Source organism: Microbacterium sp. S1037, from assembly GCF_048381605.1.
GTDB lineage: Bacteria > Actinomycetota > Actinomycetes > Actinomycetales > Microbacteriaceae > Microbacterium > Microbacterium testaceum_B.
In genome coordinates this window covers 1,938,160-1,950,846 of the sequence record NZ_JBLWIG010000001.1, presented here as the reverse complement: position 1 = coordinate 1,950,846, position 12,687 = coordinate 1,938,160, and the positions used below count along the sequence as shown (strand labels likewise).

The following is a 12,687-nucleotide window of genomic DNA, read 5'->3' as shown; positions in this document are numbered from 1 at the left end:
CAAGCCTAAATCTCCAATCGCTCAGCGAGGGAGGGTTGGGAGGCGTTGCCGTGCTGTGACAATGTGGCCATGGACCCAGACTTCATCTGGCGGGATGCCAAAGTGACCTATCCCGACTGGAACGGCACCGCTCAGCTCGACCAGAAGCGCACCGACGAGCTGCTCGAGGAGATCATAGGACTCGATCGGAATGAGTGGATGATCGTCGGCATCGACATCGGTGGCGGGGAGAGTGGCTTGGATCTCCACGTCGTGGCTGTTCACCACACTGACATCCCTGCTGGCAGCGACGTTCTCTCGACGATCGCGGACCTCAATGGCGGCGAGATACCGGTCACCGACTTCCTCATTCACAACGTCGAACCGTTTTACCTGCTTCGACGCATCATCCACCAGTTCCAGTTACGCCTCCGCGTTCATGGGGCCGGAAACCACCCCTTCCGCGTCAAGGCTCTCGGGGACGTGCCCGAGCAGAAGTAAAGGCGCAAGACCCAGTAGCCTCATCGTCCGGCCAGTCCGTAGCGTCGTTGAGAGGTCATGCCGGGCGTCACCTTAAGATTTTTGGCAAGGATTAACAACCTTAACGCAGATTGTTAAACCATAGAAAGATGGTCAATCTTGGATCCTGTCCGCAATCCGTACACGCCGAACGCTGGAGCGACACCGCCTTACCTCGCTGGGCGGGAGCAACAGATTCGTGACTTCGAGATACTCCTCGACCGACTAGCAAGCAAGCGGACCGAGAAAGCAATGGCACTGGTCGGCCTGCGCGGCGTCGGAAAGACCGTGCTACTACTGGAGTTCGAACGAATCGCGCTCGAAAAGAAGTGGATTCCCATTCAGGGCGAGGTGTCCAAGAACGTCCCTTTTGCGGGACAGATGGCCAGCTTGGCACGCAAGGCATTGTTGCGAGTCTCTCCGAAGGCACGATGGGGCGAACTCGCGCGGTCTGCCGCGTCAATCATCAAAGCCTTCTCCCTGTCGGTGCAGCCTGACGGTACGCTGACCGCGGGCCTGGACGTGGTTGCGGCTGAGGGCATCGCGGACACCGGTTCTCTGATAGACGATCTGCCCGACGTTTTCGAGGCGATCGGTCACGCGGCGCGCGAGCGCGGAACCGGCGTTGTATTCCTCCTCGACGAAATTCAGTTCGTCAGCAAAGAAGAGCTGGAGGCTTTGATTGCGTCCGTTCATCGAGCTACGCAGAGGAAGCTTCCCGTCACATTCACTGCCGCTGGGTTGCCTCAGCTGCCTGGGCTGTCCGGGGATGCCAAGTCATACGCAGAGCGGGCGTTCCGATATGTCGACATCGACGCTCTGCCTCAGCCCGAAGCTGACGCCGCGCTTGTTCGCCCCGCTTCTGATGAGGACGTTCAATACGAAGTCGGCGCGATCTCGAAAGTCTTCGAATACACCGAGGGCTATCCCTACTTCATCCAGGAGTACGGGCGAGCGGCCTGGAACTTAGCGGATGTTTCCCCGATTTCCGCGGAGATTGTGGAGGAGGCCAAAGGAGAAGTAGATCGAGAGTTGGACGATAGCTTCTACCGCACGCGGGTTCAGCGCTCGACAAAAGAGGAGTTGCGCTATCTGCGAGCGATGGCCGAACTGGGGAAGGCGGAGCAAAAAGCTTCGGATGTAGCGGATGTGCTAGGCAAAACGTCCGAGCAGGTTGCACCCCTTCGCGCTCGACTGATCAGCAAAGGGCTGCTGTACACCCCTCGTTTCGGGTATGCGAAATTCACAGTCCCTCAGTTCGACATATTCATGCGGCGCTACATGCCTGATCTGGATGCAGACCCCGCCGGCGACTGAGCCAAAACTCCGCCTGGCGACCAGGGCACACCCCCCTCCCACCAATGCCGGTATCAGAGGCACGGCCCCCGTCAGCTTCGCTGAAGGCGGGGGCCGTGGTGGTTGACGTGCGGTTATGACGTGGCGGGCGTACGGGTGAAGGTAATCCGTGCAGCTTTCGCGCCGACGGCATCGGCGCGGGATCCTTCGGCCTCCGCTGCCGACGCCAGCCGCGACTGCTGCGCGAGACGCTCCATCTGGATATTCGCTGTGATTGAGGCGAGATGGTCGGCGAGGAAGGTCGCCAGACCGTCCTCCAACTGCTCGAGGTTCGTGTTCTTGATCTCCAAGCGCCTGTCCGACACATGCAGCGTGACCGAGGGATACCCCGCAGTGCTAAGCGCTTTGAGACTGTCCAGTGAGTGGATTGCCGAGACTTCCTCGGACTGTGGGCGACGGTTGAAGACAGCATCGACTTGGTAGGACTCCGGGGCGTCGAGGGTCCCGAGACTGGGTGGCAGAGATCCGGGGAGGACGGAAGTTAGCCCTAGAGGGTTGGGGTACGCGGTCGGGGTGGGTGCCTCGTGCGTTGATCGGTCTGTGGTGGACATGGGTTTGGAACCCTTTCAGGGTGAGCGCCAACGGCGTGCGGCGGGTGGTCCGACTAAGAGGTTCGCCGGCCGGCGCGGGTGCGGATTATGCCGAAGATAATGGTGGCGACGAACAGGATGATGCCGATGATGGCGAGCCATAGCAGCCCCTGGAACGTGAATCCCACGATCGTCAGCACCGCCCAAGCGACCAGTAGGACGAGAAGTGTTATCCACATATTCGCGACCATACGCTCTTCTCGTCAGATAGATAGGGGGGCCATATCTGAGGCGACAACTTCACCGTCGTTCGGCCGACTGCACTTTCGTATCGTCGCGTCAACGCACACCTCGGACCACCGGCTAAGGCTGGATCGTCGGGGGAATGATGTGGGTATTCGAAGTGTTCGAGACTTCCGTAGTGCCAAGTGATTTCGACCTCGCAATATTTGTAGAGGCGCGGACGTACTCGAGCGCCTTGAAGAAGGCGAGAGCGGCCACCCCCGAGGGGTGGGCGGTTGCACCACCTCGGTACGGGTCAGGGCAGATGATCCGCTGAACGGGACCAGGCCACCCACCCCCTCCCTACCCGCCGCGTTCGCTCCCTCGGCCTTGCGACTTTCGCACACAGAGAGTGTCAGCCCACTCCACCGCGGCGTGAAGCCGAGGGAGCGAACGTGCGCCGGGTGGGGAGGGGGTGGGTTCCCTCAAACCAAAGCTCAAGACCCCTACTATTCTTCTCGGGCAGGAGTCATTCAACCGCAGCTCTGATACCACGGTGTACCGAGTTGGCAGCAGTGACCGCTTAGAGCGAGGATGAGATGAGCGAGTCGATGGAGATGGAGCGCTTCGTGTGTGCCAAGTGTGGTGCCCTGAGTCAGCACGCCAGGGTTCCCCTTCTTATCCACGCTAGTAGCGGAAACCAGTTTCCCTACCCTCCCTTTTCCGACAGCACGCCGTATGTCCTAGGGCCAAGCACTTCCCTCGTGGCGCAGCGGCCTGGCGTGGTCCAGTGGACAGCTACCGTATGCCTGGGCTGCAAGACCTCGTCTGTGTGGCGAGACGGCATCTTGGTACACCCCCAACGCGTATCTATCCAGCCCCATGTGGACATGCCCGCTGACGCGCGGGCCATCTTCGTCGAAGCGGCTCTAGTCGCGCCGGCCTCAAAGCGCGCAGCGGCAGCCTTGGCTAGAGCCTCGCTGGAAATCCTCCTGAAGCAATTGTTCCCCGACTCGCAGGCCCGCAACATGCAAGAACGGATTGGGGAGATCCGGCAGCACGTCCGCCCCACTCTGTGGAAACTCCTCACCACCTTGCGGGTCGTCGGCAACGACGCCTTGCACAGCAGTACGGACGGCAATGTCGTCATCGACCTCACGGGTGACGAGGATGACATTCTCGACCCGCTGCTGGGTGCGATAAACCTACTGGTCGAGGAACTCATCACACAGCCGTCCGCGGCCGACGAGATCTACAACATGGTCCCGGAGAACAAGCGTCGACAGGCTGAAATGTCCGCCGCCAGATTTACTCAGCCGGACTGAGCCCGTCCGACCAGACCACCCAGTCGAGGGGCAGCATCACAAGCTGGCTCCCTGTGTCGACGAGTACGGACGGTCGGCCCGAAACAGCCACGGCCTCGCCCACCCATCGTGAGCCTGAGTCCCAGGGGTTCTGGACTCGGACCAACCGACCGAGCAATGCTTCATCCACCCGGCTCATCTCTGCAAAATTCATGACGCACCGTCGATAGTCGGCAAACGACGCAGCCAGCCGCCGCTGCTGATGCCAAGCGCAGCGACGTCTTCGCCTGGGTCGGCGGGCTCAATCGCGCCTGACGAAATCCGTGCTCGACCGTCGTTGACCTCGATGACGTTCCCGCCGTTCTGCAAGCGAGCGTATGCATTCGACACTTGGATGACGCTGTTGCCCTTGTAGAGCTGAACCGTGTTGTCGTCGGTGAACACCTGAGCGCCGTTCGCAAACGTCAGCGCGCCGCCGGAGACGGTCGGGTCCATCGACATGTTGCCGGCGGTGATCTTCCCCGTCGCCCCGTCGATGACGATCTGAGAAGCCCCAGTGCCGACGTAGATCTTCCCGTCCTCGATGAGGATGTTTCCGATGGTGATGTTGCCGTCATCGACCACGTCGAGGTTGCCGGTGAGGTCGACGTTGCCGGTGATCTCCCCCGCGCCCGTGAACGCCCACGGCCCGGTCCAGATGAGCGTTCCATCCCCGCGTAGCTCCCCGGTGATCTGGGCGTACCCGGTGACGTTGAGTCCACCGTTCTCGATGGTGATGACACCACCGCCGTAGACGGTGATCCCGCCCCGCCCGATCGCGGCGTGCTGTAGGTCGTTCTTTTGGTTGAGGTCGTCGATCGCTTTCCAGATAGCTCTCCACGGGGTGAGGTCGTTGAGGTTGTCGATGCGGGTCATTGGAAGTCCAATCCGGTCGGGGAGTCGGTCATGTCGCCGGCCACGGCGATCAGGTAGGAGGGCCTGCCGCCCTCAGGGGTGGGTTCCGTGAACGCGTCGCCCTCGTGGAACCACCGCACAGTCGCCCCGGGTATTGCCTTCTCGGGCCAGTCGCCGCCCTTGAGGCCAAAACCCCACTGATCGGTCATCTCGCGCGAGGTCTGCAAGCTCTCGGTCGTGATCGAGTTGAGGCGGTCCTGCTGGTCGACGCTGGGGAACGAGCGGGACGTGTCGAGGAACGGCACACGCGACCCTTCTGGCAACGGTTGGGCGCTGACGAGACGCCCCGCGCCCGAGCCTTCTCCGAGGCCCCACAATCCGGTGAGCTGCATGACACCGTCGCTCATCTCGGTGAAGTTCACCGCGGGCGATTCGGGGGCGGAGACGTTGACGTTGAGGGTGGGTCCGCTCAGGCGGGGTGTGCCGAGGCGCAGTTCCCACTCAAGTGTTCCCGCCGATGTCCACCGGGGGCGGAAGTGGATGTCCGGTCCGCCGTCCGACTCTTGCACCTCGGTGAGCAGGGTCTCGAGGGTGCGGAACTGCCACCGCTCAATCTCCCGGGTCCACTCGCCAGCCTGATCATCCGGGAGCGCGACGGGCAACGCCCACCGGTCGCCCCCGTCGATGAGGGCGTGGAACGCGTACGCGCGGGCGAGGCCCCGGTTTGACTTGTTCGCGATCGTGATGGTCGACCGTGGGTCGTAGGGTCCGACGCCGTACAGCATCCGCTTCGTGGCGATGATGCGGAACTCTTTGTGGGATAGGACGAGCGTGTTGCTCGCCGCCGTCCAGGTGCGGCGGATGATGATGCCCGCGTAGACGGGGAGGTCGTCCCAGCAAACGACGAGTGTCGACGCCCACGGCAGCGACAGGGAACGCCACATACCCCGCGGGAGCTTCGTGTCCTTGTCGTCCAGCCGAAACGCGTGTTCCCCGTCCCCGACGCCGTTCAGCATCGTCTTCCATCGACCGGCTTTGGGGAACACCTCACGCCGCTTGACGCCGGTCACCGTGTTGACGATCCAAAAACGCCACCGCTTCGTCTCAGTAGTCATGTGTTGCCTCTCTGGTGGTTGTCCGGGCGGGCGAGCTGTCGGACTTCCGACACCCCGCCCACCTGGGTTGCTAGATGGTGCTGGGATCGAACGGTTCGTCCTCGATCAACCCCGGGTCGTCGTCCTCGGGGGGCAGGGACTCAAGACGCCGGATCTCGCTATCGAGCCGATCCAGCTCGGTCATCAGCCGTGCCAGGGCGTGCACCGGCACGTTGCCGTCGATCACCTCCGCGAGACGCCGACGAGCCACCGTCAAGAGCTGCAAACGCGTGCCCTTGGTAGCCGCCGCGAGCGTCGTACCAGGCGGAAGACTGTTCGAATCTTCGTCGTCAGTCATGGTCACCTCCCCTCAGGGGGCTTTTTTTTGAACCGGGGAGAGATGTCGGCAATGCCCAGAGACACTGAGGTCCGCTCGAGAGGGGGCCTCCCCCACCCCTCTCGAACAGGCGTTCGATGATCACCGGAATCGGTATTCGCGGCCGAGCGCGTCTTTCTCGGTCTTGGCTCTCTGGGCGTCTCGCTCTTCGCGTCCCTGGTCGACGTGGTCTTGTCGGGCCTGCACTTCCTTGCCGGTTGTGGCGAGGTCGATGGTGAGTCCGTTCGGGAGTCGAGTTCGTCGTCATCGTGTTCACCATCCGTCCGGGTCGTCGGAGACGCCGAGTTCGCTAGGGAATGCGTGTCGGTCGTCCGTGGTCGCGGTGTTGCGGATGAGCTGGCCTTCGTGGCGTGCGATGGGTCCTAGGCGCTTCGATGTGCCGAGTAGTCCTTGGAGTCGCTGCGCCTGAGTGATGAGGCCGTCTTCGGTCTCTGCGGTGAGGAGGATCGCGTCTTCTCGGGCGAGTTTGTGATCGTTGACGATGCGGTTGATGAGCGCTTCACGTCGTACTTGGGAGAGTTCCCGTTCGAGCTTTGTGATCTGTTCGCGTGCGGCTGCGGCGCGCTGGTTTTCGTTGGTGGTGGCTGACTGCTGCTCTGCGGTCGGTTCGGGTGCGGTTTCGGTCTTTGTCTTGGTGATCTGTCGTGCGACGTCGGCCGGCGAGGGCTGAGTGTCAGAGCTCATCGGCCCTCCCGAAAAGGAGTGCGGCGAACTCCCTGATGTCGCGGTCCTCGGTTCCGGTGACTTTGGTAGCTCCCTCTCGTGGGGCGACGTTGCCGAGGGTTCTTACGTCGCTTGATCGTGCAGCGAGGCGTTCGGCTTGAGCGGTGAGTGTCGCTTCGTCTTGCCCGGTGAGGAGGATCGCGTCTTCGGGTTCGAGGTTGTGGTCGCTGATGATGCGGGAGATGAGTGCGTTCCGCTTCTCCGCGGCGAGAGTTTCTTCCATCTCCGCGACCTGACGTTCTAGGCGTTCGGTTTCCCGGGCTGCGGTTGTCGCGTCCTCGTGATCGGATGTGTCTGTGGTGTCGGTTTGCATGTGCGTGTCCCTGCTGCTCAGTTGAAGAGGTCGAGGGCGTAGGCGAGTGTCCGGGGCATGGTGTCGTTCAGGAAGCTTTGGAGGGTGCGGAGTTCGCGGATGACTTCCTTGATGCTCGGGTCCTTGGCGGCGAAGGTGTCGATGACCTTGGTGTACCCCTTGTCGATTCCGATGCGGAGGACGGCGTGAGCGAGTGTCTTGTCCTTCTGGCGGAGTGCTCGTTCGAGGATCTGGACGGCTTCGTCCGCGTTCTGTACGCGTTCTGCGCGGTCCTGTGCGTCGCGGAATGAGATCACGTCACCCGAGGTGAGTGACCCGGGGGATTCGATCCGTGCGAGGCGGCTTTCGATGGCTTCGCCGACGACGGTCTTTTCCCGCTCGCGTAGCTCCGTCATCTGGGGCTTGAACTCCGCCCGCAGTTCGTCGCGCGCCTGTCGCTTGCCTTCCTCGGAGAGGGTCGAGTCGTTGCCGATGTTGGCGTAGAGAGATTGGTACTGCTTGCCGAGTGCCTTCGCTCGATCGCGGAGGGCGTCGACTTTCGCGTCGATGGTCTCGAGAGTCATGGGCGGTTCCTCTTCCAATGGATGTATGTCAGTGCTTGGTCCTTCGGGATCAGCCAGGGGCCGTTGTTGCGGGTGTGTTCCGCGGGGAGTGTTTTGTCTGCGCAGTGGCTTCGTACTGTGCGTTCGGAGACTCCGGCGGCTTTGGCTACCTGTCTGGTTGTCCAGTAATCACGTTCCTCTGTTGCCGCGGTTTGCCGTGTCTCGTTGCCGCGCTCGGCAGGTTCGAGGAGGGTGCCTTTGTAGATGGTGTGGAGGACGTCGTAGACGTAGGGGTCGCTGCGGTGCTTGATGCGCAGTTCGTTGAGCTTCGCGATCTGCCAGAGCATCCGGGCGTCTTTCGGGGTGAGTATGACGACGGGGCCTTGGGTGAATGCGCTCACTCTTCGTCTCCCTTTTGGTCTCGTCTGGCGCGGTCTTCGGTTCGCGCGATCCGTACGGTGACCCTCGAGCTGCGTGCGTGTACGTACACGTCCCAGCCGTCGACCATGAGCCACGCGAGGTCCTGAATCGAGCGAGTGGAGAGGTAGCCGGCGCGGTAGTGCCATTGGGGTTTTCCCTCCACGGAGACGATCTGTTCGTTGTCCGCCCAGTTCGGTCGCGGGAATCCCTTGTTGGCGAGGTGCTGCATCGGGCCTGTCATGGGTGGTTCCTCTCGGTAGGGGTGTTGCGTCCCCTCGGCAGGATTCGAACCTGCGCCTCTCGACTTAGAAGGTCGGCGCTCTATCCACTGAGCTACGAGGGGTTGGAGGTCGGACCGGCCTCCGACCAAGGGTTAGATCGCCTCCTCCCGCTCGTGAACCGGAACAGTGATGTCACGCACCTCAGGGACCAGGGATGCGTAGTACGCGGCGCGCTCACGAGCGAACGCAGCAGGGTCATTCCACGTGCGGGACAGCGCATCGAAGTTCGCGGGCTTAGGTGCAGGGATCTTGCTCATACGGGCCTCACATTGGCGGTCGGTGGATACATCCACTCGTCGCTCTTTGCTATGACCGGGCGAGGGCTGCGGATCTCCTGCAACCGCTTCCTGAGAACGGCCACAGGGTTCCTCGCGCCCGCGAATCCTTGATCGATAGCGGCCTTGATTTCGAGGTAACCGACCCACGGATCCCCGTTACCGATCCGGTACGCGTCGGGAAGCAATTCCTCCGCTGAGATCTGTAAGCGCGCGTCCTCACATGCCCTCTTGAGCGACGGGAGAGCATTCTTCTCGTGAGGGTGGGACGGTGCGTAACGCGTTACGTCATGCGTTGAGTCACCCGGTACGTAGGCGGAGGCGGAAGAAGATTCAGAATGAAAGCCTCCGCCTACGTCACGCGTTACCTCACGCGTCTTCTTTCGCGCTCTGAACGCCGCTTGACGCTCCCTGCCTCCCTGCCTGTACTTCGCCACTTGCTCAGCCGTGGACTGCCTCAGGCCCCGGGGATCGGCCCATCCGAGCAACTGCACCCCCGTAGAGACACGCTCGAGAACCCCGCAGTCGACGAGAGCGTCTAGATCCTCCTCATCGACGCCGTCGAGGTGAACCGTGGGGACGTAGCGCGTGGGAACGTGTCCGTCCGTGCCTTGCTCCACCGACCACATGAGTAATCCGGTGAACACACGCCACTCCTTGTCGGAGAGGTCTTGGAACCTCATCTCGGTGAGCCAGTATCCGGGGAGTCGTGCGTCAGTCATCTGTCCTCATTCCCGGGAGACGGGTGGTGACGCACCGGGGATACCGCTTCGATCCCCGGTGCGCCAATCGTGTGTGCATCAGCCATCGAGCCCGCGGAGTCGCTCATCGACGATCCGCAGGCGACGGATCGGCCTGTGCCGCGCCACCTCGTCGGCCATCCTGAACAGTTCCCGCGCGACCGCTCTAGCGAGAGGTTCGCTGAAGACGTGAACGACCTCCTCGCCGGAGTCGTTGAGCAACCCCACCTGCGTCGGGATGTTCGCGTCGGTGTCGAGAATCGCGATGACGATCTCTTTCGCGAACTTCTCGTAGATCGGGTCATCGACCGGCTCGACGCGGCTCACAGCTTCACCCCCGAAGCGACAAGCGACGCGAACAAGCCGGAGACCGATGTGTCGGCAATTCCGGCGAGGCGCCTCAGGTCGCCCAGCGTCAGCTCGGAGATGTCTGTCGCGTTTCCTTCGGCTACGGCAATGAACTGAGCCACGCGAACGCCCGCACGTGCAGCGCCTTCCGCGCTCATCTCGTCGATCAGGTCGTCCGGGATCTCCCCGATGCGCGGTTCCCCCTCGAGAGCCAGCGTCTCCCCGCGGACTGCTGCCCACTGCGAGACCTCGACCCCGCCGACGCTGCGCACGAAGCGAACCGACGTGGCTTCCCTACCCTCGAAGTCGAGGTCAACCCACGTGAGGCCGCGGTCTGCCCATGCTGGCTGCCCCGACGCCACGGCACCGGCGTGGTCCTTGAGCCATTGGCGGATGTCGGCTTGCTGTGCGATGATTCCGATGTTCATTTCGATGCCCTCCTGAGGCGTCATGGCCTCGCAACGGCGGCAACCGTGTGCGAGGCCTTCTTCTTGTGTGTGGCAGAGGCGCTCTAGGTCTGCGTTCAGTTGGACACCGCCGTGCTGGTCCGCTCGGATGCCTCGAGCCACGCGACGACGTCGCGTTCGCGATAGACGACCGTGCGCGGCGTCGGCTTGAGGAACTTCGGCCCCTCGCCGCGTTCCGCGGCTCCCGTGAACCGCAGCTGCGCTAAATGGCTCACTGACAGGAACGGCCACCTCTCGTGAACCTGTTGCGGCGACATGTAGTTGTGATCCATGTGGACTCCCAAATCGTTTTACAGGATGTTCGAAATCATGACATCTACTTTATTGTTACGCAAGACCTACCGAATCAGTAGGATGAGGTCGTGGACGTACACCGCATAGACGATGAGTTCGGCCCGGCGATTCGCGTGATGCGCCAGGACCTTCAGATGAGCCAAGACGAACTCGCTCAATCAGTCACCAAGCAGGGCTACCCGATGAGTCAAGCGACGGTAGGCAAGATCGAACGAGGAGAACGTCGAGTCACGGTTGGCGAAGCGGAGGCATTCGCTCGTGCTCTGCAAACGACCATCCGCAGTCTGCTGATGGGGCGCTCGTATCTCAGTAGCTCGATCCTGATGGCTCGACTCGGCTCGTTACGAGCCGACGTAGTGGACTCGTTGAGGGCTTTCGAAAGTGGCCAGCAGTTGGCAGCGATGAGTGCAGATCGTTTGGTTGAATCGCGAGACATGGAGCTGCTCCGCAACATGATCCTGGAGTCGGCCGAAGACGTCTTGTCCGAGTACCGGCGGGACCGAGTCGCGGAGAACGCTGGGCGCAGAATCCGGGACGAGATGGACGGTCCGGTAGACGCCACACCAGCGCCGGGGCTTTTCGGCGAGTTCGAGAAAAAGTTTGGTGACACCGTCGAGCTGCGAGTGCATCCCAAGGCTGCAAAGACGATGAGCGGCATCGGGGACAACGAGGGCGATGGGTAGCGTCTACGCATACGAGACGAAGGCCGGCAAGAAGCTCTACCGGATCGTCTACCGACGTCCTGACCACTCGCAAACACAGGAGCGCGGCTTCACCCGCAAGGCAGACGCCGAACGCCGCTTACGCGAAGTCGAGACATCGAAAGACCGCGGCGAGTACATTGACCCGTCGACCGCGTCGGCCACGGTGAGCAGCCTGGGCACAGAGTGGTTACGGGACCGGAAGGGCGTCCTCAAACCCTCGAGCTACGGCCCGCTCGCGTCGGCGTGGACGAAGCATGTCGAGCCGCGCTGGGGAACACGCACGGTGGGGAGCATCCGACACAGCGAGGTGCAGGCATGGGTCTCGGAGTTGGCGACCACGGCCACCGGTAAGGCTCGCGGCGACTCCCCCGCGCGCACGGCAAGCTCGACAACCGTTCGCCGAGCACACGGGGTGCTCGCCGGCATCCTCGATGTCGCAGTCCGAGACCGGCGTCTCGCTCGCAACGTCGCCCGTGACGTCAACCTGCCGGCAAAGGGTACGAGCAAGAGCCGGGTCTACCTGTCGCACCAGCAGGTGCAGCAGCTTGTCGACGCTGCTCCCCCACAGCACGTCACGCTCGTCCAGTTCCTCGCCTATACGGGCCTCAGATGGGGCGAGGCCACCGGACTACGCGTCCGGCACGTAGACGCGCTCAGACGTCGTGTGAAGGTCGAAGAGAACGCCGTGCTTGTCGCGGGCCTGGTGCATGTCGGGACGCCGAAGACGCACCGCTCGAGGTCGGTCCCCTACCCCGAGTTCCTCGCGCTGCCGATCGCGAAGCTCGCCGAGGGCAAGAGCCGCGATGACCTGCTGTTCGGTGACGGCAAGATCCACGTGAAGCTCCCGGCCTCCCGGAACGGGTGGTTCACGAGCACTGTCGCTCGGGTGCGCGCGGCCGATAAGGCGTTCCCGCGGATCACTCCGCACGACCTCCGCCACACTGCCGCGTCTCTCGCAGTGCAAGCCGGCGCTCACGTGAAAGCTGTTCAGCGGATGCTCGGGCACGCGTCCGCGGCGATGACTCTCGACGTCTACGCAGACCTGTTTGACGACGATCTGGACGCCGTTGCGAGTGCCCTCGATCACGCACGCCGCTCAGCGAATGTTGCCACCGTGTTGCCATGAAGAAAGGGACCGCAGGTCTGAATGACCCGCGATCCCTTCTCCCGACTGGTGCCCCCGACAGGAATCGAACCTGCGACCTTTGGTACCGGAAACCAACGCTCTATCCCCTGAGCTACGGAGGCGGACGGTCAAGGTTATCACCGCGCCGCGACCGCCCCC

The 12,687-nt window shown here is 62.5% G+C and carries 19 protein-coding genes and 2 tRNA genes; 5 read left to right on the top strand and 16 right to left on the bottom strand.

Going from position 1 to position 12,687, the window contains the following annotated elements:
* Positions 1-69 precede the first annotated feature (69 nt).
* Both ACMW4R_RS08785 and ACMW4R_RS08780 read left to right on the top strand, forming a co-directional pair.
* On the top strand, positions 70-480 hold the full coding sequence (locus tag ACMW4R_RS08785) for a hypothetical protein (RefSeq protein WP_418299688.1): 411 nt from the start codon (positions 70-72) through the stop codon (positions 478-480).
* Between the two features lie 138 nt (positions 481-618).
* A complete protein-coding gene (locus tag ACMW4R_RS08780; protein WP_418299687.1) occupies positions 619-1,815 on the top strand; it encodes an ATP-binding protein in 1,197 nt (398 codons plus the stop codon).
* Between the two features lie 113 nt (positions 1,816-1,928).
* Here ACMW4R_RS08780 and ACMW4R_RS08775 read toward each other — a convergent pair whose 3' ends face one another.
* Complete coding sequence (locus ACMW4R_RS08775) at positions 1,929-2,144, bottom strand: hypothetical protein (protein ID WP_418299686.1); 216 nt, start codon at positions 2,142-2,144, stop codon at positions 1,929-1,931.
* 314 nt (positions 2,145-2,458) lie between these two features.
* A complete protein-coding gene (locus ACMW4R_RS08770; RefSeq protein ID WP_418299685.1) occupies positions 2,459-2,584 on the bottom strand; it encodes a hypothetical protein in 126 nt (41 codons plus the stop codon).
* Between the two features lie 912 nt (positions 2,585-3,496).
* On the opposite strand from ACMW4R_RS08770, the gene ACMW4R_RS08765 reads away from it, so the two are divergent.
* Positions 3,497-3,931, top strand: coding sequence for a DUF4145 domain-containing protein (locus ACMW4R_RS08765; protein ID WP_418299898.1), 435 nt, complete (start codon positions 3,497-3,499; stop codon positions 3,929-3,931).
* Between the two features lie 189 nt (positions 3,932-4,120).
* On the opposite strand, the gene ACMW4R_RS08760 is transcribed toward ACMW4R_RS08765, so the two are convergent.
* The 13 genes from ACMW4R_RS08760 to ACMW4R_RS08700 all read right to left on the bottom strand — a co-directional run bounded on the left by ACMW4R_RS08760 (position 4,121) and on the right by ACMW4R_RS08700 (position 10,676).
* Positions 4,121-4,825 (bottom strand): hypothetical protein, encoded by a 705-nt coding sequence (locus tag ACMW4R_RS08760; RefSeq protein ID WP_418299684.1) that lies wholly within the window; start codon positions 4,823-4,825, stop codon positions 4,121-4,123.
* Positions 4,822-5,919 carry a hypothetical protein gene (locus ACMW4R_RS08755; RefSeq protein WP_418299683.1) on the bottom strand — a complete coding sequence of 366 codons (1,098 nt, stop codon included), beginning with the start codon at positions 5,917-5,919 and terminating at the stop codon, positions 4,822-4,824. Before ACMW4R_RS08755 ends, ACMW4R_RS08760 begins: the two co-directional genes overlap by 4 nt.
* Positions 5,920-5,989: 70 nt before the next feature.
* Entirely contained in the window at positions 5,990-6,256 is a 267-nt protein-coding gene (locus ACMW4R_RS08750) for a hypothetical protein (protein ID WP_418299682.1), read from the bottom strand.
* Between the two features lie 291 nt (positions 6,257-6,547).
* The gene (locus tag ACMW4R_RS08745; RefSeq protein ID WP_418299681.1) at positions 6,548-6,979 is read right to left on the bottom strand and encodes a hypothetical protein; all 432 of its coding nucleotides are present in this window, start codon (positions 6,977-6,979) and stop codon (positions 6,548-6,550) included.
* The gene (locus ACMW4R_RS08740; RefSeq protein ID WP_418299680.1) at positions 6,969-7,331 is read right to left on the bottom strand and encodes a hypothetical protein; all 363 of its coding nucleotides are present in this window, start codon (positions 7,329-7,331) and stop codon (positions 6,969-6,971) included. The genes ACMW4R_RS08745 and ACMW4R_RS08740 overlap by 11 nt, the downstream gene beginning before the upstream one ends.
* 17 nt (positions 7,332-7,348) lie before the next feature.
* Entirely contained in the window at positions 7,349-7,894 is a 546-nt protein-coding gene (locus ACMW4R_RS08735) for a hypothetical protein (protein ID WP_418299679.1), read from the bottom strand.
* The gene (locus ACMW4R_RS08730) at positions 7,891-8,274 is read right to left on the bottom strand and encodes a helix-turn-helix domain-containing protein (RefSeq protein ID WP_418299678.1); all 384 of its coding nucleotides are present in this window, start codon (positions 8,272-8,274) and stop codon (positions 7,891-7,893) included. Before ACMW4R_RS08730 ends, ACMW4R_RS08735 begins: the two co-directional genes overlap by 4 nt.
* Positions 8,271-8,534 carry a hypothetical protein gene (locus tag ACMW4R_RS08725; protein ID WP_418299677.1) on the bottom strand — a complete coding sequence of 88 codons (264 nt, stop codon included), beginning with the start codon at positions 8,532-8,534 and terminating at the stop codon, positions 8,271-8,273. The genes ACMW4R_RS08730 and ACMW4R_RS08725 overlap by 4 nt, the downstream gene beginning before the upstream one ends.
* A 29-nt stretch (positions 8,535-8,563) precedes the next feature.
* Positions 8,564-8,636: transfer RNA gene (locus tag ACMW4R_RS08720), tRNA-Arg, on the bottom strand.
* 191 nt (positions 8,637-8,827) lie between these two features.
* Positions 8,828-9,571: a hypothetical protein gene (locus ACMW4R_RS08715; protein ID WP_418299676.1), complete on the bottom strand. Its 744-nt coding sequence runs from the start codon at positions 9,569-9,571 to the stop codon at positions 8,828-8,830.
* Between the two features lie 78 nt (positions 9,572-9,649).
* Positions 9,650-9,916 (bottom strand): hypothetical protein, encoded by a 267-nt coding sequence (locus ACMW4R_RS08710; RefSeq protein ID WP_418299675.1) that lies wholly within the window; start codon positions 9,914-9,916, stop codon positions 9,650-9,652.
* Complete coding sequence (locus ACMW4R_RS08705) at positions 9,913-10,365, bottom strand: hypothetical protein (protein ID WP_418299674.1); 453 nt, start codon at positions 10,363-10,365, stop codon at positions 9,913-9,915. The genes ACMW4R_RS08710 and ACMW4R_RS08705 overlap by 4 nt, the downstream gene beginning before the upstream one ends.
* Before the next feature lie 95 nt (positions 10,366-10,460).
* Positions 10,461-10,676, bottom strand: a complete 216-nt coding sequence (locus tag ACMW4R_RS08700; RefSeq protein ID WP_418299673.1) for a helix-turn-helix transcriptional regulator — start codon at positions 10,674-10,676, stop codon at positions 10,461-10,463.
* A gap of 90 nt (positions 10,677-10,766) precedes the next feature.
* On the opposite strand from ACMW4R_RS08700, the gene ACMW4R_RS08695 reads away from it, so the two are divergent.
* Both ACMW4R_RS08695 and ACMW4R_RS08690 read left to right on the top strand, forming a co-directional pair.
* On the top strand, positions 10,767-11,381 hold the full coding sequence (locus tag ACMW4R_RS08695; RefSeq protein ID WP_418299672.1) for a helix-turn-helix domain-containing protein: 615 nt from the start codon (positions 10,767-10,769) through the stop codon (positions 11,379-11,381).
* Positions 11,374-12,528, top strand: coding sequence for a tyrosine-type recombinase/integrase (locus ACMW4R_RS08690; protein WP_418299671.1), 1,155 nt, complete (start codon positions 11,374-11,376; stop codon positions 12,526-12,528). Before ACMW4R_RS08695 ends, ACMW4R_RS08690 begins: the two co-directional genes overlap by 8 nt.
* Before the next feature lie 46 nt (positions 12,529-12,574).
* Here the strand turns inward: ACMW4R_RS08690 and ACMW4R_RS08685 are convergent.
* Positions 12,575-12,650: transfer RNA gene (locus ACMW4R_RS08685), tRNA-Arg, on the bottom strand.
* Positions 12,651-12,687 lie beyond the last annotated feature (37 nt).

What these genes read in the sequence shown, in the direction of transcription:
- ACMW4R_RS08700 (WP_418299673.1), bottom strand. Translation starts at nt 10,676, where the DNA reads ATGGATCACAACTACATGTCGCCGCAACAGGTTCACGAGAGGTGGCCG.
- ACMW4R_RS08760 (WP_418299684.1), bottom strand. Translation starts at nt 4,825, where the DNA reads ATGACCCGCATCGACAACCTCAACGACCTCACCCCGTGGAGAGCTATC.
- ACMW4R_RS08745 (WP_418299681.1), bottom strand. Translation starts at nt 6,979, where the DNA reads ATGAGCTCTGACACTCAGCCCTCGCCGGCCGACGTCGCACGACAGATC.
- ACMW4R_RS08725 (WP_418299677.1), bottom strand. Translation starts at nt 8,534, where the DNA reads ATGACAGGCCCGATGCAGCACCTCGCCAACAAGGGATTCCCGCGACCG.
- ACMW4R_RS08735 (WP_418299679.1), bottom strand. Translation starts at nt 7,894, where the DNA reads ATGACTCTCGAGACCATCGACGCGAAAGTCGACGCCCTCCGCGATCGA.
- ACMW4R_RS08750 (WP_418299682.1), bottom strand. Translation starts at nt 6,256, where the DNA reads ATGACTGACGACGAAGATTCGAACAGTCTTCCGCCTGGTACGACGCTC.
- ACMW4R_RS08690 (WP_418299671.1), top strand. Translation starts at nt 11,374, where the DNA reads ATGGGTAGCGTCTACGCATACGAGACGAAGGCCGGCAAGAAGCTCTAC.
- ACMW4R_RS08785 (WP_418299688.1), top strand. Translation starts at nt 70, where the DNA reads ATGGACCCAGACTTCATCTGGCGGGATGCCAAAGTGACCTATCCCGAC.
- ACMW4R_RS08740 (WP_418299680.1), bottom strand. Translation starts at nt 7,331, where the DNA reads ATGCAAACCGACACCACAGACACATCCGATCACGAGGACGCGACAACC.
- ACMW4R_RS08715 (WP_418299676.1), bottom strand. Translation starts at nt 9,571, where the DNA reads ATGACTGACGCACGACTCCCCGGATACTGGCTCACCGAGATGAGGTTC.
- ACMW4R_RS08755 (WP_418299683.1), bottom strand. Translation starts at nt 5,919, where the DNA reads ATGACTACTGAGACGAAGCGGTGGCGTTTTTGGATCGTCAACACGGTG.
- ACMW4R_RS08705 (WP_418299674.1), bottom strand. Translation starts at nt 10,365, where the DNA reads ATGAACATCGGAATCATCGCACAGCAAGCCGACATCCGCCAATGGCTC.
- ACMW4R_RS08765 (WP_418299898.1), top strand. Translation starts at nt 3,497, where the DNA reads ATGCCCGCTGACGCGCGGGCCATCTTCGTCGAAGCGGCTCTAGTCGCG.